Source organism: Pseudoalteromonas sp. 2CM32C, assembly GCF_023161925.1.
Lineage (GTDB): Bacteria > Pseudomonadota > Gammaproteobacteria > Enterobacterales > Alteromonadaceae > Pseudoalteromonas > Pseudoalteromonas marina.
Map to the genome: position 1 here is coordinate 83,684 of NZ_JALNTI010000005.1, position 20,958 is coordinate 104,641.

The 20,958-nt window shown below is 39.9% G+C and carries 23 protein-coding genes and 1 tRNA gene; 13 read left to right on the forward strand and 11 right to left on the reverse strand.

Annotated features, from left to right (window positions below; genetic code table 11):
- Nucleotides 1–27 precede the first annotated feature (27 nt).
- Nucleotides 28–837, forward strand: coding sequence for a transporter substrate-binding domain-containing protein (locus MTF67_RS11110; RefSeq protein ID WP_248519643.1), 810 nt, complete (start codon nucleotides 28–30; stop codon nucleotides 835–837).
- 62 nt (nucleotides 838–899) lie between these two features.
- Here the strand turns inward: MTF67_RS11110 and suhB are convergent, their stop codons facing one another.
- The gene (suhB, locus tag MTF67_RS11115; protein WP_006791183.1) at nucleotides 900–1,703 is read right to left on the reverse strand and encodes an inositol-1-monophosphatase; all 804 of its coding nucleotides are present in this window, start codon (nucleotides 1,701–1,703) and stop codon (nucleotides 900–902) included.
- A gap of 248 nt (nucleotides 1,704–1,951) precedes the next feature.
- Between suhB and MTF67_RS11120 the strand changes: the two genes are divergently transcribed.
- Nucleotides 1,952–2,368 carry a VOC family protein gene (locus MTF67_RS11120; RefSeq protein ID WP_006791182.1) on the forward strand — a complete coding sequence of 139 codons (417 nt, stop codon included), beginning with the start codon at nucleotides 1,952–1,954 and terminating at the stop codon, nucleotides 2,366–2,368.
- A gap of 55 nt (nucleotides 2,369–2,423) precedes the next feature.
- Here MTF67_RS11120 and MTF67_RS11125 read toward each other — a convergent pair whose 3' ends face one another.
- Nucleotides 2,424–3,080, reverse strand: a complete 657-nt coding sequence (locus MTF67_RS11125; RefSeq protein ID WP_243531813.1) for a LiaF domain-containing protein — start codon at nucleotides 3,078–3,080, stop codon at nucleotides 2,424–2,426.
- A 320-nt stretch (nucleotides 3,081–3,400) separates the two neighbouring features.
- Between MTF67_RS11125 and MTF67_RS11130 the strand changes: the two genes are divergently transcribed.
- From MTF67_RS11130 to MTF67_RS11145, 4 genes are all read left to right on the forward strand, one after another.
- Nucleotides 3,401–3,964, forward strand: coding sequence for a BON domain-containing protein (locus MTF67_RS11130; protein WP_248519557.1), 564 nt, complete (start codon nucleotides 3,401–3,403; stop codon nucleotides 3,962–3,964).
- Nucleotides 3,965–4,027: 63 nt separating this feature from the next.
- A complete protein-coding gene (locus MTF67_RS11135) occupies nucleotides 4,028–4,186 on the forward strand; it encodes a YqaE/Pmp3 family membrane protein (RefSeq protein ID WP_006791179.1) in 159 nt (52 codons plus the stop codon).
- 285 nt (nucleotides 4,187–4,471) lie between these two features.
- Nucleotides 4,472–4,548, forward strand: a tRNA-Ile gene (locus MTF67_RS11140).
- Nucleotides 4,549–4,735: 187 nt separating this feature from the next.
- Nucleotides 4,736–5,317, forward strand: coding sequence for a porin family protein (locus MTF67_RS11145; protein ID WP_058429645.1), 582 nt, complete (start codon nucleotides 4,736–4,738; stop codon nucleotides 5,315–5,317).
- Between the two features lie 64 nt (nucleotides 5,318–5,381).
- Here MTF67_RS11145 and MTF67_RS11150 read toward each other — a convergent pair whose 3' ends face one another.
- A complete protein-coding gene (locus MTF67_RS11150) occupies nucleotides 5,382–6,197 on the reverse strand; it encodes a DUF4437 domain-containing protein (RefSeq protein WP_039037987.1) in 816 nt (271 codons plus the stop codon).
- 137 nt (nucleotides 6,198–6,334) lie between these two features.
- On the opposite strand from MTF67_RS11150, the gene MTF67_RS11155 reads away from it, so the two are divergent.
- Nucleotides 6,335–7,300, forward strand: a complete 966-nt coding sequence (locus MTF67_RS11155) for a LysR family transcriptional regulator (protein WP_039037988.1) — start codon at nucleotides 6,335–6,337, stop codon at nucleotides 7,298–7,300.
- A 6-nt stretch (nucleotides 7,301–7,306) separates the two neighbouring features.
- Here MTF67_RS11155 and MTF67_RS11160 read toward each other — a convergent pair whose 3' ends face one another.
- Complete coding sequence (locus MTF67_RS11160) at nucleotides 7,307–7,636, reverse strand: 5-carboxymethyl-2-hydroxymuconate Delta-isomerase (protein ID WP_006791175.1); 330 nt, start codon at nucleotides 7,634–7,636, stop codon at nucleotides 7,307–7,309.
- A gap of 206 nt (nucleotides 7,637–7,842) precedes the next feature.
- Between MTF67_RS11160 and MTF67_RS11165 the strand changes: the two genes are divergently transcribed.
- The 6 genes from MTF67_RS11165 (at nucleotide 7,843) to MTF67_RS11190 (ending at nucleotide 12,854) form a co-directional block, all read left to right on the forward strand.
- A complete protein-coding gene (locus MTF67_RS11165) occupies nucleotides 7,843–8,325 on the forward strand; it encodes a CreA family protein (protein WP_006791174.1) in 483 nt (160 codons plus the stop codon).
- 18 nt (nucleotides 8,326–8,343) lie between these two features.
- Nucleotides 8,344–9,117 carry a hypothetical protein gene (locus MTF67_RS11170; RefSeq protein ID WP_248519558.1) on the forward strand — a complete coding sequence of 258 codons (774 nt, stop codon included), beginning with the start codon at nucleotides 8,344–8,346 and terminating at the stop codon, nucleotides 9,115–9,117.
- Nucleotides 9,118–9,128: 11 nt separating this feature from the next.
- The gene (locus MTF67_RS11175) at nucleotides 9,129–9,755 is read left to right on the forward strand and encodes a LysE family transporter (RefSeq protein ID WP_008128734.1); all 627 of its coding nucleotides are present in this window, start codon (nucleotides 9,129–9,131) and stop codon (nucleotides 9,753–9,755) included.
- Between the two features lie 35 nt (nucleotides 9,756–9,790).
- A complete protein-coding gene (locus MTF67_RS11180) occupies nucleotides 9,791–10,282 on the forward strand; it encodes a gamma-glutamylcyclotransferase family protein (protein ID WP_008128736.1) in 492 nt (163 codons plus the stop codon).
- A gap of 13 nt (nucleotides 10,283–10,295) precedes the next feature.
- Nucleotides 10,296–11,837 carry a serine hydrolase gene (locus tag MTF67_RS11185; RefSeq protein ID WP_248519559.1) on the forward strand — a complete coding sequence of 514 codons (1,542 nt, stop codon included), beginning with the start codon at nucleotides 10,296–10,298 and terminating at the stop codon, nucleotides 11,835–11,837.
- 99 nt (nucleotides 11,838–11,936) lie between these two features.
- On the forward strand, nucleotides 11,937–12,854 hold the full coding sequence (locus MTF67_RS11190) for a histone deacetylase family protein (protein WP_039037991.1): 918 nt from the start codon (nucleotides 11,937–11,939) through the stop codon (nucleotides 12,852–12,854).
- 15 nt (nucleotides 12,855–12,869) lie between these two features.
- On the opposite strand, the gene MTF67_RS11195 is transcribed toward MTF67_RS11190, so the two are convergent.
- The 7 genes from MTF67_RS11195 to fis form a co-directional block, all read right to left on the reverse strand.
- Complete coding sequence (locus MTF67_RS11195) at nucleotides 12,870–13,163, reverse strand: DUF4144 family protein (protein WP_039037992.1); 294 nt, start codon at nucleotides 13,161–13,163, stop codon at nucleotides 12,870–12,872.
- Nucleotides 13,164–13,165: 2 nt separating this feature from the next.
- On the reverse strand, nucleotides 13,166–13,975 hold the full coding sequence (locus tag MTF67_RS11200) for a DUF2797 domain-containing protein (RefSeq protein WP_006791167.1): 810 nt from the start codon (nucleotides 13,973–13,975) through the stop codon (nucleotides 13,166–13,168).
- A 23-nt stretch (nucleotides 13,976–13,998) separates the two neighbouring features.
- Nucleotides 13,999–16,539: an EAL domain-containing protein gene (locus tag MTF67_RS11205; RefSeq protein ID WP_248519560.1), complete on the reverse strand. Its 2,541-nt coding sequence runs from the start codon at nucleotides 16,537–16,539 to the stop codon at nucleotides 13,999–14,001.
- Nucleotides 16,540–16,648: 109 nt separating this feature from the next.
- A complete protein-coding gene (gene purD / locus MTF67_RS11210) occupies nucleotides 16,649–17,932 on the reverse strand; it encodes a phosphoribosylamine--glycine ligase (RefSeq protein WP_248519561.1) in 1,284 nt (427 codons plus the stop codon).
- Between the two features lie 16 nt (nucleotides 17,933–17,948).
- A complete protein-coding gene (locus tag MTF67_RS11215) occupies nucleotides 17,949–18,770 on the reverse strand; it encodes a methyltransferase (protein WP_248519562.1) in 822 nt (273 codons plus the stop codon).
- 101 nt (nucleotides 18,771–18,871) lie between these two features.
- Nucleotides 18,872–20,458, reverse strand: coding sequence for a bifunctional phosphoribosylaminoimidazolecarboxamide formyltransferase/IMP cyclohydrolase (gene purH / locus MTF67_RS11220; protein ID WP_039037995.1), 1,587 nt, complete (start codon nucleotides 20,456–20,458; stop codon nucleotides 18,872–18,874).
- Between the two features lie 191 nt (nucleotides 20,459–20,649).
- Nucleotides 20,650–20,940, reverse strand: coding sequence for a DNA-binding transcriptional regulator Fis (gene fis / locus MTF67_RS11225; RefSeq protein ID WP_002957804.1), 291 nt, complete (start codon nucleotides 20,938–20,940; stop codon nucleotides 20,650–20,652).
- Nucleotides 20,941–20,958: the final 18 nt, after the last annotated feature.

Consider the following 20,958-nt stretch of genomic DNA (forward strand, 5'->3'; position numbering starts at 1 on the left):
AAGGTAATTTACTAATAGGTTATCATGATGTTGCCATTAAAGTGTATCGTATGTGTAGTGAGCTTGTTTATTGGAAGTGTTGTAGCAAGCGAAGTTAATATTGTAAAAATTCCGAAAGATCAACATGCGCATTTTGCCCGTGATGATTACCTCAATGACATGCTAACCAAGGCATTGATAAGAGCCCAGTATCCTGTCGAAATAGAACGTGTTGCTGTACACCCGCATCAGCAACGCAATTTAATGTCACTTGATGATAGCTCGCTTGATTTATACTGGAGTATGAGCAGCCCTGAACGAGAGTCATTAGCCACGGCCATTAAAATTCCATTGTTCAAAGGGTATATAGGCAAAAGAGCATTAGTTACAAATAAACAGAATTTAGATAAATTTAAAGACATAAAAACGCTTGAGCAATTATCAAAACTGAGCTCGGTACAGGGGCATGATTGGCCTGATACACGCATATTGGTTAATAATGGTTTAAACGTGAGGCCATTATCAAACTTAAAAGCCATGTTTGCGCTTACTAGCCAAGGCCGCATAGATTACTTTCCGCGATCATTTATTGAAGTCAATTCTGAGCTTTTAGAGCTAGATCACAAAAATTTACGTATTGTGCCTAATTTATATATTAGCTACCCAACAGCGCTATATTATTTTGTGTCTAAGGATAAGCCTGAGTTGGCTAAAGCGCTTGAGCAGGGAATTAAAATAATGCAGCAAAACGGCGAGTTTGATGCGTTATTTTATGAATACTTTGCTACAGATTTAAATTCCCTTCCCTATACAAAAGGGGAAACTATAGAGATTAAGCTAATAAACCCATATTTTTAAAAACAAAAAAGGAGCCTAGGCTCCTTTTTTGTTGCACCAATTATATTGGTAAAAGCAATTTATTAGCGAAGTAACGACTCAGTTAACACTGGACGAATTTCACGAATAATCGCTTGAGTCAGTTTTGGCGCGCCACAGATGATATTGCCACTGTGGTTGTAGTTATTACCACCAGCAAAATCGACAACCATACCACCCGCTTCTTTAACCATAAGCTCGCCTGCAGCAGAGTGCCAAGGTTTTAAGCCAATTTCAAAAAAGCCATCAACACGGCCAGCAGCAACGTACGCCATGTCTAGTGCAGAACAACCTGCGCGACGAATATCTGCAGTGTGAACAAATAACGCTTTAAACGCTTCAGTGTATGCATCTGTATGTTGTTTATGCTTAAAAGGGAAGCCCGTTGCCAATACTGTACCAGCAAGAACGGTTGTTTTACTCACGCGTAAACGTTTGCTGTTAAGTTGTGCGCCTTGACCTTTAGATGCAGTAAAAAGCTCACCGCGAATCGGATCATAAATAACGGCTTGGTCTAAACGACCTTTAACTTTAAGTGCAATAGAGATTGCGTAATGTGGAATACCTTTGATGAAGTTTGTTGTTCCATCGATAGGATCTACAATCCATTGGTAATCATCATCCTTGCCTTTGTGTTCACCTAGCTCTTCGCCCACAACAGAGTGAGTAGGGTAAGACTGTAAAATAGTGTCACGGATTACGGCTTCGGCTTCTTTATCAATATTAGTTACTAAGTCGTTAGCGCCTTTTTGTTGCACTTCAACTTTTGATAAATCTTCGCCAGCGCGAAGTAAAATTTTGCCTGCGTTACGCGCAGCGCGAACCGCAATGTTTAACATTGGATGCATGGAGTTACCTTTGGGTTGTAAAAGAACGTTTGTATTTTCAGCCGGCGTATTTTAGCGACTTTTGACATAAAGTAAACAATAAACCCTAAATACTTGTGGGTGTTTTTTGTACAGCCTTGAAAGTGTTGCACATTTAATTAAAACAAAAGTGTATTTTTAATGACCCACTAAAAATTTAAAAAAAGCGCTTTACCTAAAGTTAGCTTGAGGTTTTATTGTGTGTTTAAATTAACTCACAAGGAAACAGTATGTATTTAGAACACGTAAATTTAGTTGTTAAAAACATTGATACCATGATTCGCTTTTACCAAGCCATTTTCCCCCACTGGGTAATACGAAGTGAAGGGCGGGGTGAATGGTACGGAAAACCAAGGCGTTGGGTCCACTTTGGTGACGACACGCAATACATAGCAATGAGCGATCATGGTGAGGGTGAAAACAGAGCGCTTTCAGGGCATCAGGTTGGGTTTGCTCACTTTGCTTACGTGACAGCTAATTTAGATAATACGGTGTCTCGTTTAAATAAAGCGGGTTTTTCAGTTCATAAGCAAGGCAATGAAAATCCATTTAGAAAAAATATCTACTTCAGAGACCCTTCGGGCTTTGAAGTTGAGTTTGTAGAGTACTTGTCGGATATACCTGCAGAACGAAATAATGATTTATAAGCCCGTCACTATATGGCTGCCAAAAGCAGCCATATTAAAGCAAATACAGTTGCACTTATTTACTGCTGACTCCTAGCTGTGACTTTAAATCGTTTGCAAAGCTCATGAATTTTTCTTTTATGGTACGTTTTATCTTTACTTCAACCGACCCTAGTATCGCTTTGCCTTCAATATGAATGGTAGGACCTTGACGCTTATTTAATGTTACTGATTTGTTTTCTAGCGTGCTTAAAATACAAAACATTTTGGACACAACATTAACATGCTCGGGTACGTAAATTTCGTCGCTACCAAAAATACAATTAACATGAATTGTCACGTTTTGATGCGTAAAGATAGCGTCGGTGAAATCAAGCACCACAGAGCCCATATAATTATTTAGGTAAATATTTTTAGGGACCACCCATTGTCCGCTTCTCTCGTTTGAACCCAAAATACTGCGCAATGTAATGTCGTCATCGCTATTTTGTTGAGCACTGTAATTAGGCGTAAACTGCGATTGCTTTTCAGCTTTGTATTGCTTGTCGGTATTAAGTGTTAAGTCTTCTACTAACGTAAGCAGCACAGAATTGTCTTTTGCATCCATTGCTTTGTCTAATCGTCTTTCAAATGCCTCAACCGATATAACGCCATGGCTATAGTTATAAATTAACTGATCAATCACTTGTTCGCGTACTTGCTCTATTGGGCGGTCTTCAACTTTTACAGACATGGGGCATTCCTTAATTGTATTTGCAATTAGTTAACTAGTTAGCAAACCGTATACCAAAATTAATTTTGTTTATTATCAATAGTTTAATTTTTAAAGGTTTTTTGTTTAGTTGTTATATTAACGATACATTAACCAAAATAGCAATAATCTAGTAATTTTCACACTTTGAGAAAGTTTTACTCACTTGCCTGTAAATAGGGGGAATGCGTTAAACCTATAAGAGTCTATGTTTTTCGTTAAGTTCATGATTTTTAATAGTAAATAAAGTTGGCTTGATGTTCGCATTAGTTAAAGTGTCTTTAATCAAAAGGAGAAAGATTATGAAAATATTTAACAAATCTATTATCGCCGCGTTAGTTCTTGGTACAACAGCAATGGGTGCACAAGCAAACAGCTGGGAAAACGAAAGTAAAGATGCTTGGATTGATGGCAAGGCAGAAACTGTGCTTCTAATGAACACAGACCTAAACAACTTTGACATAAACACTGATGTAACAAATGGCAAGGTAGTACTTACAGGTAAAGTTGATAGCGAAGTAGAGAAAGAGCTAGCAGAAGAGCTTGTACTTAGTCTAGATGGCGTCATGGAAGTTGAAAACAGCCTAACCGTTGTTAAAAACATGAGCGCTAAACACACAGATTCTAAAATGATGGATGATGATAACGACCTAACGGACGCTAAAATCACCACCGTTATTACAACACGTTTCCTATTTGATTCTGAAGTAGGTGGAACCGATATTGATGTAGATACCGATAATGGTGTTGTTACATTAAACGGCTCAGTTGAATCATCAGCGGAAAAGCAATTAGCAATCGAAATTGCAAAAAATGCTGAAGACGTACGTGATGTGGTAGATAACTTATCTATCGTAGCTGAATAACGTTATACTCAAAGCCCAGCATTGCTGGGCTTTTTGTTTTTAACTGTTTGAAGGAGCTAAATAATGGATATCATTCGCATAATACTGTCTGTTTTGCTACCACCACTAGGTGTTTTTTTACAAGTGGGCTTAGGTATGCATTTTTGGATTAATATTTTATTAACGCTATTGGGTTACTTCCCTGGGTTAATACATGCAATTTATATTATTGCTAAAAAATAATGCGCAGCTGAGTTATGTTTACGCCAGTTGTAAGTAAATATCGCTCAGCGCATTCTATTAATAAATATTACTTTTAATCATTTTTACTTTATTTTCCTAAAACTCCCCAAATTTACCCATTCACACTCTTTAAAAGATTACAATTTAAGCAGTTAGCTTATTGATTGTTAAAATAAAGGTTTTTGGTAGTGACAAGCCCTAAAAAAGTTTTTATACTGCAACCCGCTTTAGTCGCTCTGTGGCTGAACGCTTCAAAAATTAACTGCCTTGCAGTTATATAAAGTTGGCCCCTTAGCTCAGTTGGTTAGAGCACACGACTCATAATCGTTAGGTCCCCAGTTCGAGTCTGGGAGGGGCCACCACTTTCCAAGTAGATCCCTATTAAATTTTTACGCACTTAAAATCCAAAGCTCTACATTATTATCCTTTATTGGTTGATATATTGATTTTTAATTAATCTATAAAATTTCTAATTGCAATCAAATATATAGCTGTGTATTTTATTGGGTACAACAATATGTTGTTAAAATATATCTAAAAGGAAGTACCATGAAAATGAATAAAGTCGCACTCTTATTATTAAGCTCAGTTTTTGTCACCCCTGCTGCATTTGCAGAAACACCTAACTTTAATTATGTGTCTGGCGGTTATTTAAATGCAGATCTTGATGGCGATGATTTAAACGGTTGGACGCTTGATGGTAGTAAATTACTGGGCGATAACTTTTTTGTGTCTGGTCAATATAAGACTGTAGGCGACTCAGAAGATGGTTTGGATGTAGATCTAAATTGGTTGAGCGCAGGCGTGGGTTACCGTACTGCAATTAGTGAAAGCACTGACTTTTATGGTTTAGTAACGTACGAAAACATTGAAACTGAAGTATCGTTCAGCGGTACTGATTTGTCGGATGATGAAAATGGCTATGGATTATCTGTTGGTGTTAGATCAATGCTAACTGATAGCATCGAAATTGATGGCCGCTTAAGTTACATTGATATTGCAGATGACAGTGAAACAGCTATCACTTTAGGTGCTCGTTACTATGTTAATACAAATTTCTCTGTAGGTACTAGCTACACCACAATAGATGATTTAGATTATATTAGCTTAACTGCACGTTACAGCTTTTGATCACAAGCAGTTAAATGAGCGCACTTATTAGTGCGCTTTTTAGTTTTTACGTAGCTATAACACGCTAATTTACGTGGTATAAGCCATTGCTGCGAATGTAAATAGTTGCTGGTATATCGCTTGTGTTCTCAAGCGAGTGAATGAATTTACCCCCAGATTCTACAAAGCTACCTGCACTTAAGTTTTGTGAGTTACTTTTTGAGCTGTATTGCACGTTGCCTGCAATTATCACTGCACGAAACTCATCCGCATTTGTGCTAATTTCCCCCTTAAACCCGGCTGGTAGTTTTATCATTGAGCCGTACATTGTCTCGGTGTCTCCCCAAAGGTAGGTTGTTTTTACACCTTTAGCATTAATATTGCTTACGTCGCTTTTGTCTAGCCAAACTAAGTTGTCTTTATGTACGTTTAATGGGCGTTCACCATTATCAAACTGTTTGTTTGTTGGTTTTACTAAATAAGGGCCTGAGTCTATTTCTAGGTAAATTAGATTTGTAGTGCCATTGGCTGCAGTAGTATGGTTTTCACCGGCAGGTTGTGTCCAAAATGATCCCGCAGGCATCCACATTTTTTCAGCTGTGGGGTCGTCATTGTGCATTTGGCCTTCAATTACAATACCTCGGTAAGTAATGTTATGAATATGCGGCGGGGACTCGAACCCTTTTTTAAAGCGTACTAGCATACCTGTCGCAGTATCTGCGGTACGATCGCCCCATAAATCGGCTGCACCGGGACTTTGCTCGCCTCTTAATGGGTTTAAATAGCCCCATTTGACTTTGTTTGCAGGTATTACTTTTGATTCGTGCTCGTCTGCAAAAGTAGGTACAGATATAAGCGAAGTTGTGAGTATTAAAGCTGATAGGACAATTCTACATTTCATAAATATTTTCCTTTGCGTTGGGATAGAGACACAATAGCGAGTATTTTTCATTCCATAAACAGGCTAATGTTTAATACAGTTTCGTTAAAACGTGGATAATTGGCAGCATCAACGAATAGCTTTATAAAGGGGCGGATATGAAAATTGCAGATTTACGCGTATTACTAAAAGTTGCGCAGCTTCAATCAATAACAGCGGCTGCGCATCAGTTGGATATGAGCTCGTCGGCAGCGAGTGTCTCTATTAAACGAATAGAGCAAGCTCTTGGTACACAACTATTTGTTCGCACTACTAGAAAGATAAGATTGACCGCTGAAGGTGAGCGTTACTTACCATTATGCGAACAGGCGCTTGGGCTACTAATGCAAGGGCAAGCGGTTATTAATGAAAAGCAGGAGTGTATTACAGGCGAAGTGCGAATGGCTGTTTCGTCTGAAATGGGACGTAATTTAATGCGTGTTTTGCTTAATGAGCTTATGGATAATCATAGTTCTATAACTTTGAGGTTGCATGCAAGTGATAGCCGTGCTGATTTTTATCGTGATGGAATTGATGTTGCATTAAGAGCGATGAAAAAAGGTGTAGCTGAGGAGCTTAATTTATATGGATTTAAAATTTGTAATATTCCACACGTGGTGTGCGCTTCACCTAGTTACTTAAAACTGAATGGCGAGCCGTTAGTGCCGAACGATTTGAGCGAGCACAACGCATTACTCTACAAACTTTACGAAGTAGTGCACGCTGATTGGGAGTTTTATGATAATACACAGCAATACAAAGTTAAAATGAACAGCGATAGAGCTGTAAACGATGGTGATATTGTTAGACGCTGGTGTGTTGATGGTGCTGGGATTGCAAAAAAGTCAGCCATTGATGTAGCAGATGATTTGCTTAGCGGTAAGCTCAAACGAATAATACCCGATTATAAAATACCCTTAACAGAAATGTGGTTAGTGCTTCCGAGCCGGCAGTTTATTTCGCCTGCAATAAGGCTGATACGTGATGAGTTAAAAAGTAAAATAATGGCTCTTAGGGCATCGCTATTGGCAAAGCATATTTTGACTGAAGACGAGTGGCCTTGTGATGATGAGTACAAGGCCTGAATTGTGTTAATTTTTACGATATATCTCGTGGTCCATGTCGTAAATATTAACGCTTAAACTGTCAGACTCCCTACAATAGGTTTTTAAACACGCAAGTAGGTGCTCACTCAGAGTTTGCTTTTGCTCTACTGTTCGCCCTGCCATAATGTGTGCTTGCACATGTATAAACCCTTCTTTACCCACACCCAATTGATACTGCTGATATGCAACTGCGCGAGTTTTTATAGTTTCTAAATCAAATAAACCACTTTCGAATGTGCATTTATGGATTTTTTCTACCAGTACTTGAGGTAATACAGGGAGGTCTTCTGAGTGCTCAATAATAATGTGCGGCATGCGGGTGGTTCCTGTTGGTTACGGCATTAAGCGTGTCGTTAATTGTAACAAATACACGACGGCTCGCTAAACCCCATACGGCTAAAATGTTTGTTTTAAACTAATTTAGTTGTGCTGATTTTTGATGTTAGTATAAAAACACACAGGTGAACCCAAGCTTATTAAAATAAGCGTGTAAAAAAACCTAGCTTAAATTAAGGATGAGTATGAAATTTCAGCAAAAAATAAAACATTTAGCCGTGCTAATGGGAGCAGTAATTACGTTAAGTGCCTGCTCTGATGATGTGGCGTCGGTGAGTTTAGGTTTGTTTACTACAAAAGATGTGGTGGTGAACTCACAGCAAGATCCGATCATTAAAGGAGTGACGTGTCATATTAGTCATGTTGAGGCCGATTTAGACTTTTCTGACCCGTCAGACATGTCGATTGCGTGTCGTCAAACAGGGCCAATCACTGCGGAGCAATTACAAGAAATTGATCGTAGTAAGTCTGGTGAGGTGGTGTTTAAGTCATCAAAGAGCATTTTATTTAAATCGTTAAAGGTGCGCCGAATATACGACGCTAAAACTCGCACATTATTATATTTGTCGTATTCAACAAAAGAGTCGAGCGGCAGTCATCATCATGCATTATCTACTGTGCCTTTATATAACACGAAAGCATGGCAGTGGGCACAAGAGCAAGAATAATTAAATTAAGAGTACACTATGTTAGCGTTATTTAAATCAGCGCCTTTGTTAGAGCAACAAGAGCAGGAATGGCTTATTGATACTTTTATTTGGGCTGTAGAAAATTTTGATGCTGAGTTTTTTACTAAACATACGCAAATAATATTGCCTACAGGGCAATATTTTCCTGATTCGGTATCAAGTATTGAGCAAATGGCCACCAGCGTATTTAAGCGAGTAACTACGTATGCGGGAATGAGTGCATGGCCAATTCAATTAGTTGCGCCTCAGCAATTACAGCCACAAGTGTTTCCTCGTTTTGAGTTTAGTAGTGTAATACGTGGTGAGCGCTGTGAGTTAATTGTGCCGCCGAGCCATGCTATTAATATTTCATTTAACCCTAATCAAATAAATCAACCCCAAGATTTAGTTGCCAGTTTTGCCGGAACACTGGCTACTATTATGATTCATCATGTGGGTGTATTGCCTCCAGGGGGGAAGGACTTTTTACCCCAAGCTGCTGATGCGCTTGCCTGTTTCTTAGGTTTTGGTGTCATGATGAGCAATACGGTGTATCAGTTTAAAGGCGGGTGCGGCTCATGTTACAACCCGTACGCTAACCGTGAAGCACAATTGAGCGAAACACATACGGTATTTATGCATGCTTTGGTTTGCTACTTCAAAAAAGACAACGTATCTAAAAAACATTTAAAGCCCCATTTACGAAGCCAATTCAAAAAAGCGCAAAAAGAAATTAAAGCGCTGGTGAGTGAGTCGGCAAACCCGTTATTACTGGCGTATGCACCTAACTAGCAGGGATAAGTTTGGACTATTTAGATGAATTTTTATTAATTGTTATTGCTCACTTCTTTGCAGTAGCGAGCCCAGGCCCTGACTTTGCTGTTGTGCTAAAGCAAAGTGTGCAACAAGGTAGGCGAAACGCATTGTGGACAAGTGCAGGTGTTGGCGGTGCTATTTTGTTGCACATAGCTTATTGTGTAATGGGTGTGGCGCTTATTTTGTCTCAATCGCCTAGTTTGTTTATGGCACTTAAATATGTAGCAGGCGCTTATTTGGCTTATCTTGGAATACAAGCACTAAGAGCGGCTAAGCCGGGCGCATCATCAACCAATGATATTGATAACCAAACAGCTCCAGAGGAGTCTATTTGGGTTGCTTTTAGACGCGGTTTTTTCACTAACGCACTGAACCCAAAAGCCACGCTCTTTTTTATGTCGTTATTTACCTTAGTAATAAGTCAAACAACGCCAGTGAGTGTACAAATTGGTTATGGTATTTATATGGCGCTTGCAACATGGGCGTGGTTTTCTGCGCTTTCGTTGGTACTTTCTAAAGCCTGCGTGCGTGATTTTTTTCAGCAACGCGGCTACTGGTTTGACCGAGGTATTGGCGTTATTTTAATTGCGTTGGCTGTACGTGTTGTTATTTAACTTGTTCAATTTATGTAATACAAGCAGGAGTAAACATGCCTTTATATAATTTTTCGTTTGGATCTAACATGTCGTCTAATCGTTTGTTGGCACGTTTGCCAAACGCAAAGCGTGTGGGCACAGCAATCCTTAAAGGGTATGAGCTAACCTTTGATATGCTTTTTTCTGATGGTTCGGGTAAATGCAGTATTCAAAAAACTGATAAAGCAGATGCCTTAGTATACGGTGTGGTCTATGAGGTTAACACTGACGAAAAACTCACTTTAGATGCGATAGAAGGCCCAGGTTACGATTGTGTAGATATAACGGTTGAGCTGTTAAATGGGCAAACAATTGATACCCATTGTTATATTGCAAATACACACGACGAGGACGTTTTACCCTACGATTGGTACGTTAAACATGTTCATCGCGGAGCACTTGAAGCGGGCGTACCAAAGGCTTACAGTGATGCAATACTTAATCGCCCACAAAAGAGCGATCCTAATAAAGAACGCGCAGCAATTGAATTTGCAGTGCATCAATAATAAAAGGACTAACATGAAACTGACTAATTTAGCGGCTTTTACACTACTGGCCAGTGCTACTTTTAATACTTGGGCACAGGTTGATACCAACAAAATAGAAGAGGTCATTAAAACCTCTATGGCGCGCTTTGATGTGCCAGGTATGGCCGTTGCTATTGTTGAAAATGATGAGGTTGTACTCGCTAAAGGGTTTGGCATCGCAAACCTAAATACAAAGGCTGAAGTAAATAAAGATACGTTATTTGGTATTGCATCAAATACAAAGGCATTTACCAGCGCCGCGTTAGCTAAATTAGTCGATGAGGGGAAATTACGCTGGGATGACCGCGTAATCGACCATTTACCTGAATTTAGATTATACGACTCATATGTAACCCGGGAAATGCGAGTGCGCGATTTACTAAGCCACCGTAGTGGTTTAGGCCTTGGGCAAGGCGACTTAATGATTTGGCCAAGCACAGATAAATCAGTTTCTGATATTTTATCAGGCTTAAAATACTTAAAACCAGCCAGCAGTTTTCGTAGTAAATACGCTTATAACAACCTGATGTTTGTAACAGCAGGTGAAGTTGTAGCGCGTGTATCTGGCATAAGCTGGAACGATTACGTTGAAAAACATATTTTACAGCCGCTAAAAATGACTAACTCACGCGCAGGTTTTTCGCGTATCCCAAAAAGTAATAAAAACTGGGCAATAGGGCATATTCCAATGGAGGGAAGCTTACACCCATTTTTTGTTAATTACCTTGAAGACTTTAGAGGTGCAGGTGCTATTGCATCGAGTGTAGAGGATATGAGCCAATGGCTACGCACTCAATTGACTGGCGGCAAAATGCCTAATGGCGATCAATTGTTTAGTGAAAAACAACAAGCGCAAATGTGGCATCCGCACATTACCTCTATGGCATCTAAAAGTGCCTTTGAGGCATACCATCAACAATTTAGAGGTTATGGTTTAGGTTGGAGCATAGAGGATTACCACGGCTTTAAAAAGCTAGGTCATGGTGGCGGTATTTTAGGGATGGTGTCGCAAGTTACGTTACTACCAGAAAAAAAAATCGGTATTGTTATTTTGTCTAATCAGCAAGCATTTAGTGCTTTAAGTGCAGTTACCCACGAAGTACTTGAAGATGTGCTCAACCTAGAGGATAAAGATTGGGTTGAAGATTTAGCCAAAAAGCATTTTGAAGGTAAGCAAAAAGCATACGCAAATGCGACACCACCAACCCCTGCGGATTATCAGCCACAGCTACCTAGTATAAATTATACTGGTACACTAAACGATGATTGGTATGGCGACGTTATTATTGAAGAGCTTGATGGTAAATTACGAATTGATTTTACGCACACAAAACGCTTAAAAGGCACACTTGAGCACTATACAGGCAACACGTTTATTGTTAAGTGGGACGAAAAGCTGCTCGAAGCCGATGCGTTTATTAGTTTTGAAATGAGTACAGCTAACCGTGTTAATAGCGCCAACATGCGTGCAGTTTCAACAGCCGTGACCGACTTTAGTTTTGACTTTAGAAATTTAAATTTAAAAACTAAATGATTAACGCTCAAGTTATATAGCTATACACCAAAGTCGCAAAGCCACCATCGGGTGGCTTTGTTATATTAAGTTTTCACTTATTTGGTTTTTGGAGTTTTTATGCGTACTGCAGTTATCTCACATCCACATTGCCGTAAGCATAAAATGATAGACGACCACCCTGAGTGCCCAGAACGTTTAGATGCGATAACTGACCGCTTGCTTGCCAGTGGCGTAGACGTGGGGTTAAAGCATTTACAAGCGCCTAAAGCTCATCGAGAACATTATTTACTAGCGCATGATGAGGCGCTTGTTAATATGGTTGAGCGATTAATCCCTCAAGAGGGCTTAAATAATCTCGATGGCGATACATGGCTTTGCCCTGACTCATTTAAAGCAATTGAGCGCGCGGTGGGGGCCGGGGTTTTAGCGGTAGATGAAATACTTGATGATAAACTCGACGCGGCATTTTGCTCTGTGCGTCCGCCAGGACATCATGCCAATAAGCACTCGTCATCAGGGTTTTGCGTATTTAATAACATAGCGATTGCTGTTAAGTATGCACAAAGCAAAGGCATCAAACGTATTGCGATTGCCGATTTTGATGTACACCATGGTAACGGCACCCAAGACATTTTTATTGATGATCAAAGGGTGCTGCTTTGCTCGTTATTTCAATACCCGTTTTACCCAAACACAGCAGTTAAAAATAATAACCATATTGTTAATTCGCCTTTACCTATTGCAAGCAATGGGGACGATTTAAAAGAGGTATTCAATAGCCAATGGTTACCAAAATTAAAGGATTTTAAGCCTGAACTGTTATTTATAAGTGCAGGTTTTGACGCACATGTAGAAGATGACATGGCAAGCCTGAATTTTGTGGAAGACGATTACATTTGGCTCACTGAGCAGCTATGCAAAGTAACAAAAGAAAGTGGCTGTAAGGGAATTATATCGTATTTGGAAGGGGGCTATGCGCTATCAGCATTGGGTAGAAGTGCAGTAGCGCATATTAAAGTGCTTAGCGAGCAATAGTTATTAAAAGTATGTTTAAAGCCCGAGTAAATCAAATGCCTGTGAAGTACTTAGCGTTTTAATTTTACCTAGGCAACAATGCCCTTCATTTAATAGGTAAGCAGTAACAAGGTGTGCTAGCTGCTCTTCGGTTAAGGCTAAGCAAGGTTGAGCTTGTAGGTTAAGGTATTGACCTTGTTTATTAAGCACTCTCACATTACTTAGTTCACTTAAGGCAACACCGTGTAAGCACTCATTTTGCTCTTGCTGGTTTCGCGCTACTTCAAGCTCATTATAAATAACCATTAACTGTGGAAAGCTGTTTAACATGGTTAGCCTACAGTTACTTCGTATGAAGTAAATTTACGTATATTAATAACGCCGTTATCAAATATTAAATATTGGCCTTTAATACCTTGTAAAATACCGCTTACAACGGGGTTTTTATCAAAGTTAAATGAGCTGATTTTGGTTGGGTATTCGGTGACTGGAAAGTTTAAATCAACCACGTCTTCATCAAGTTGTTCTATGGCTGTGGCACCAAATAGCTCACTAAGCTCGTTTAGTTTATCGCTAATTTGTGGAATAAGCTCAGCGGCGGCAGCTTTTAAGTCTATAGCTTCGTTTTGACCTTTTAACATGTTGCGCCAATTAGTTTTATCGGCAATAAACTCTGCTAATGCAACCTCTACCAATCCCGACTGCAAACGTGTTTGTACTTTAAAAATAGGTAAAGCTTGAGTGGCGCCTTGGTCAATCCAACGTGTAGGTATTTGTGTATGGCGGGTAATACCTACTTTTAATCCCGAGGTGTTAGCTAAGTAAACGTAATGTGGGATCATACAATTAGCTTCGCCCCACTGTGGCTCTCGACATGTACCTTGATCGTAGTGGCAGGTTTCTGGTTTCATAATACACATGTCGCAGCTAGCGAGCTTACGCATACAAACAAAACAATGGCCTTGAGAATAACTTTTTTTGGTTTTTTTACCGCAGTTAGAACACAAAATAGTGCCGCTAAATGTAAGCGTTAGTTCTTTACCTATAAAAGCATTTAAATTAACTAGCTCATCGCCAACGGGAAGGTGATATTGAACGGGTTCTGTTAAGCTCGATTTTAATTTACGCAGTGTGCCTTGCATCTTCACATAGCCCCTAAAGATGTTTAAAAAGGAGAGTCTAACATTTTTAAACTGTATTGGCTTTTTAAGAAATTAACATACTCAGGATAAGGCAACGCTTTAGCATATAAATAACCTTGTGCGCGGTCTGCATTCATTTGTTTTAATAGCTGGTGGATTTCTTGAGTTTCAACACCTTCTACAGTAATTGACAAGTTAAGCTGGTGCGCCATATCTATTGATGTTTGAACTATGACTTGGTGAGCGGGGTTATTAACGAGGTCAAAAATAAATGATTTATCTATTTTAAGCTCGCTAAAGTGGTAGTTAACAAGGTAGCTCAATGATGCGTAACCTGTGCCAAAGTCATCGAGTACAACTTTTATTCCTAATGCTGATAATTCATCAACTAATTTAATGAGCACGTCTTGGCTTTCTACAAAGGCAGATTCAGTTAATTCAAACTTAAGTAAGTGAGCGGGTGCTTGATGTTTGATTAGTATATTTTCTATTTTTTCAGCTAAGTTATTAATGGCTAAGTTTTTAGCGCTTAAGTTAACGCTAATTGTGTGCTCTTTATGGCCGCTGTTAATTAGCTCTACAAGATCTTTACAAGCTTGTTCAATAACCCACAAGGTCAGCTCATTAATTATTCCGGTATGCTCTGCCAAAATTACAAGCTCTTCAATCGAAATGTTTTTATAGGTGGGATCAGGCCAGCGTAGTAGCGCTTCAGCGCCTATTACTTGATTATTAACTAAACTTATTTGCGGTTGATAATACAGCGCAAGCTGGTTTGTTTTAATTGCTTTTTGCAAATGAGCCGCCAAACCAACATCCATTATTAAACTGTTATTAATTGCAGACGACGCAACGCGATCTACACGTCCTTTTGCATCTTTTAAGGCTAAGTAACCGCGCTTTAACCAATATTCAAAATCATTACTTTGGTTTGCACTACTAATGCCAATTGTGTAGTTGAGTTGCAGACTCAAACCTTTAATTTCATATTGCTTGGGGAGGTTACTAATGACTTTTGTGAGTAGTGTTTTGAGTGTGTCTTGGTTTTGGTTTTTGGTTGAGATACAAGCAAATACACCACTGTTTAAATCAGCCAGACGAGGACTGTTATTTAAATCGGTTTCAAGGTTTGCAAACTCTCTTTCGTGCATTAATTCATTCTCTAGTCGCTCAGCAATGTGCTTTATGAGGGTGTAACCTTGAGTCGATGTAATGATGGTATTAAGCGAATTAAAATGACATATTTTTATTAGGCACAAGGTGGTAGAACGGTTTTGGCTTTGCAGGGACATAAATGCTTGTTTGAGCTTAGAGCTATTAAGCAACTTAGTTTGTTGAGTGTGAGTTGCATGGTAAAGCGCGCGCTCTCGTTGATAGCGTACACGATCAGCCAACGCCATGGCCATTAAAACAATTTCACATAAAATCGCCACCAAAAAGGCGTGACGCGAAGTGAAACTGTAATCAATCACGCCGGTGAGCTCCAGTGGTTGTATTACAGCACCTAAAATAAGGGGAACCCACGAAAAAACGTAAAATTTGGCCCATCTAAAACCACTAAGCAGTTTTTTATAAATTAATATAGTGCATGCAACATATAGCAGCGCTAATACGCAGAAAAAAAGTGGCGCAGCGATGTTTTCAGGAATAAAAAAGCTAGCTATACCCATAACAAACATAAGAGAAAGCAGCGCTTTGCTCATTGTGTATCGCCAGCACTTATCTTTATGGTAGCGCAAAAACATAGTACAAAAGGCGAGAGTAAAAAACGAAACAGCGTAATTACTCACAATGACTTTGTGATGAAAAAATAGTTGCCATTCTAAAGGCCAAAGGTAAAACCCAAACCCAAGCACTATACCCATTAGTATCAGTGCACTAATTATATAACCAATATAAACAAGGTAAACCCGGTCTTTTATACCAAAATAGAGTACTAGGTTGTAAAGTGCAGCCATGAGTAATACGCCAGCAAATATTCCCCAAATACCAGTTTGAGAACGCATTAAATCTACAAATTCTTTATCGCGGTATAAATTGATAGGTGTTTTGCTAATGCCCACGGTGTCTATTTTAATAACGAGGCGCTGGGTTGATTTTTGCTCCATCAAAAAGTTGATGTGTGGCACGCTGTACTGAAACAAAGTCAGTTTTTTTTCTCTATCACCCAACTTATAAGTTTTTAATATATGGTTGTTTTTATCTAAACGATAAACTGTGAGGTGATCGGCCATTGGGTTATCAAAGTGAGCAACTACTTTTTGACTTTCTTGGCTTTTGTTTTCTAAATCAAGAAACAACCAATAATTTTGCTGAGTAAAACTCCAAGGAATTTCTGAAAAAGGAGCATGGGTAAGTAAATTAGGTTGCTTGATAATTGCATCGAATGTTTGGTTTTTGGTTTCATCAATGTAGTAGGCGTGATTGAGATACATTGGTGATGTTTTATCAATTGTGTAACGAGTAGGCACTACTAGGTTTGAAGCCAATGTATTGATAATAAAAAATATAAATATCAAAATGGCAACAGCAAGTGAATGATAACGTAAAGTTCTAAGTTCCAATGTATGCTTACTTTTTAAAAACTTTTAATTAGTGTAGCACTAAAAAAGCGCAGGCGAACTGCGCTTTTTTAGTTAAATTAATTGGTCATACCAATCAATTTTTATTAGCTTACTGCTCGCGAGCAATAGCACGATAAGCAATATCAGTTCGATACTCCATACCATCCCAGCTAATTTGTTTAACCAGCTCGTAGGCTCGTTGTTGTGCTTCTGTTACGCTATTACCCAATGCCGTTGCGCACAAAACACGGCCGCCGGCAGTAACAACATCATCGCCGCTTTGTTTAGTACCCGCATGAAATACTTTTTCATCAGCAGGGTAGTTAACCTTAAGGCCTGAAATAGCATCGCCTTTAGGGTAGTCACCCGGGTAGCCTTTAGCTGCAAGTACAACGCCTACCGCTGCGCGTGGGTCAAACTCGATAGTGGTTTTATCTAGTTCTTCACGGTTAGCCGCTTCAATCAGTTCAACTAAATCTGATTGTAAACGTAGCATCATAGGTTGTGTTTCAGGGTCGCCAAAACGACAGTTATACTCGATAACTTTAGGTGTACCTGAGCTATCTATCATTAAACCTGCATACAAGAAGCCAGTGTACGGGTGGCCTTCGCTTGCCATGCCTTCTACTGTCGGGGTGATCACTTCATCCATAATGCGTTGGTGGATTTCGTTTGTCACCACTGGCGCAGGAGAGTATGCACCCATACCTCCAGTATTTGGGCCGGCATCGCCATTATAAGCACGTTTATGATCTTGGCTTGTCGCAAACGGAAGGACGTTTTTACCATCTACCATCACAATGAAAGAGGCTTCTTCGCCCTCTAAAAACTCTTCAATAACAACACGGCTACCAGCATCACCAAAGGCATTACCGGCAAGCATATCGCGAATAGCGTCTTCAGCTTCCAGATGTGTCATTGCAACAATAACGCCTTTACCTGCGGCTAAACCATCGGCTTTAATTACAATTGGCGCACCTTTTTCTTTTAAATAAGCAAGGGCCGGGTCAATTTGCTCAAATGTTTGGTAATCGGCGGTTGGTATATTATGGCGAGCTAAAAAGTCTTTCGTAAACGACTTAGAGCCTTCAAGCTGGGCTGCACCTGCTGTTGGGCCAAATATAGCCATATCATGTTCACGAAATTTATCCACAACACCTAATACGAGCGGTACTTCAGGGCCTACAATGGTGAGCTCTACATTATTTTGCTGAGCAAATTTTAATAGGCCATCTAAATCTTCAACGTTAATTGCAACATTTTCGAGTTTAGGCTCAAGTGCAGTACCTGCGTTACCTGGAGCAACAAATACGGTATTTACTTTACTGTTTTGAGCGGCCTTAAACGCAAGTGCGTGTTCGCGGCCGCCGCTGCCAATGACTAATACATTCATGGCGTACTATTCCTATTTAAAGCGGTTTTTTAAATTTCAGCGTCATACGGTCGCTTTCACCAATAGCTTTATATTTTTCAGCGTCTTGTTCGCCAAGTCTTAAGCTAGGTGGTAGCGTCCACACCCCTTTAGGGTGATCGGCTGTATCTTTTGGATTAGCATTTATTTCACTAGTTGCTGCTAGCTCAAATCCTGCTTGCTTTGCAAGGTCAACCACGTAACTCTGTTTCATATAACCTGATGTTTTTTGATCCTCATCAGCACGGTTTTCAGCTAAACGATGCTCAACCACACCCAATGTACCACCTGGTTTTAGTGCTTTATAAAACGCTTTAAATGCGCTCAATGCACCGTCTGTATCTTTACCCATATACCAGTTATGCACATTGCGGAAGGTAAGTACCATATCGGCAGATTCTGCAGGCGCAATATCTAGGTGGGTTAAAGGGGCAAACTCTGTAATTTTAACATAACTAAAGCGTTCGTCTTCAGCTACTTTTTGTTTAAACGCAGCTAATGAGCGTTGATAGTAACCAACCGATGAGTCGCTAGGGAAATGAGCAGCGTAGTATAAGCCTTGCTCTTTCAATGCTGGCGCTAAAATTTCACTGTACCAACCACCACCTGGCGCAATTTCTACAACGGTCATTGACGGTTTAAAGCCAAAAAATGCCAATGTTTGCTCAGGGTGGCGATATTCATCACGAGCACTATTTTTAGCGCTTCGCTCGCTTGCTTTTATTGCGTGGCTTAGGCTTGATTCATGGTTATGGCTCAATGCCATTGTTGAAGTAAGTGCTAGGCTAGCAACAAGTAGAGACTTTAGTGCAAATTTCATCGTTTGTTCCTTCACATTAAAATTAGGAGTTAGAATAATCAGAATACGTGAATTGCTTGCAAACAAAAAGGGTTAAACGTTGAGCTTAACCCTTTTTGTGATTAGTGGCGGAAGTGACGCATGCCAGTAAACACCATAGCCATGCCCGCTTCATCCGCGGCCGCGATAACTTCTTCATCGCGCATTGAACCACCCGGTTGAATAACCGCTGTTATACCAGCCTCTGCAGCAGCATCTATGCCATCGCGGAATGGGAAAAACGCATCCGATGCCATAACAGAACCCGGTACTTCTAGGTTTTCATCAGCAGCTTTAATACCCGCTATTTTAGCAGAGTAAACGCGGCTCATTTGGCCTGCGCCTACACCAATAGTCATACCGTCGCGGGCATACACAATCGCGTTTGATTTAACAAACTTAGCGACTTTCCAGCAAAACAGTAAATCTTTAAGTTCTTGCTCAGAAGGCTGACGCTTAGAGACGACTTTTAAGTCGCCTTGAGTAACCATACCTAGGTCGCGATCTTGTACTAAAACGCCGCCGTTTACGCGTTTAATATCGTGGCCTGTTGCTTTGCCACTCCATTGTCCACACGCTAATAAACGTACGTTCTTTTTAGCTTCAACAATTTTTGCAGCTTCACTTGAAATGCTCGGGGCAATAATCACTTCAACAAATTGACGGTCAACAATGGCTTGTGCTGTTGCAGCATCAAGCTCGCGGTTAAAGGCAATAATGCCGCCAAACGCTGATGTTGGGTCTGTTTTAAATGCACGCTCGTAAGCACTAAGAATATCTTCACCAATTGAAACACCACACGGGTTTGCGTGTTTAACAATAACACACGCAGGTACATCAAATTCTTTAACGCACTCAAGGGCTGCATCGGTATCTGCAATGTTATTAAACGACAGTGCTTTACCTTGTAACTGAGTAGCAGTTGCAACTGATGCTTCACTTACATCGTTTTCAACGTAAAAAGCAGCATCTTGATGTGAGTTTTCACCGTAACGCATATCTTGCTTTTTAGTGAATTGCATGTTGATAGTACGTGGGAACTTAGTGTCTTCAACGGCTTCTTCAGTGTAATCAGGAACCATTTTGCCAAAGTAATTAGCAATCATGCCATCGTATTGAGCTGTGTGCTCATAGGCGGCAATAGCTAAATCAAAACGTGTTTTATACGTAGTTGAACCATTGTTATTTTGCATTTCGCTAATAACGCGATCGTAATCGCTTGCGTTTACCACAATCGTTACGTCTTTGTGATTTTTAGCAGCTGCACGAACCATTGTCGGGCCGCCAATATCAATATTTTCAATGGCATCTTCAAGGCTGCAGTTTTCTTGAGCGACAGTATTCGCAAAGGGGTATAAGTTAACTACAACTATGTCGATTGCAGAAATGTTGTTATCTGCCATTACATCTTCATCTTGTCCGCGACGGGCTAAAATGCCGCCGTGAATTTTAGGGTGAAGGGTTTTTACGCGGCCATCCATGATTTCAGGGTGACCGGTGTGATCTGAAACTTCAGTCACTTTTATGCCGTTATCAGCAAGGAGTTTACACGTACCGCCAGTTGATAAAATATCTACACCTTGTGCTTCTAGTGCGCGGGCGAATTCAACAATACCGGTTTTATCAGACACACTTAAAAGTGCGCGACGAATGGGACGATGAGTATCCATTGTAGTTTGATTTCCTCAGTTAATGAGCTAGCTTAGAAGCGGGCATTTTAACTGATTACAACTTAAAAAACGACTTATAAAGCGCCAATAAGCGTGAGCATTTTGCAACATCTCTACTAAATTGTACGCATAAAAAAAGCACCCTAAGGTGCTTTTTTAATAAACAGCTGTGATTTATCACAGCCAGCATATTAGTTCATGCCGTATTTTTTAAGCTTTTTGCGTAAAGTACCACGGTTGATACCTAGTAAAATAGCTGCACGAGTTTGGTTACCACGTGTGTATGTCATTACTTCTTCAAGTAATGGCGCTTCTAGCTCTGAAAGAACAAGGTCGTAAACGTCTTGCACATCTTGACCGTTAAGCTGTTTTAAGTAGTGGTGAACAGCTTTTTTTACTGCATCACGCAATGGCTGCGGTTTCTCGTGTGACTGAACATGAGGGTTTGTGATAAATGGAGAAGTCACGTTTTGTTCGAACATTATAAAGTCTCTTTCTTT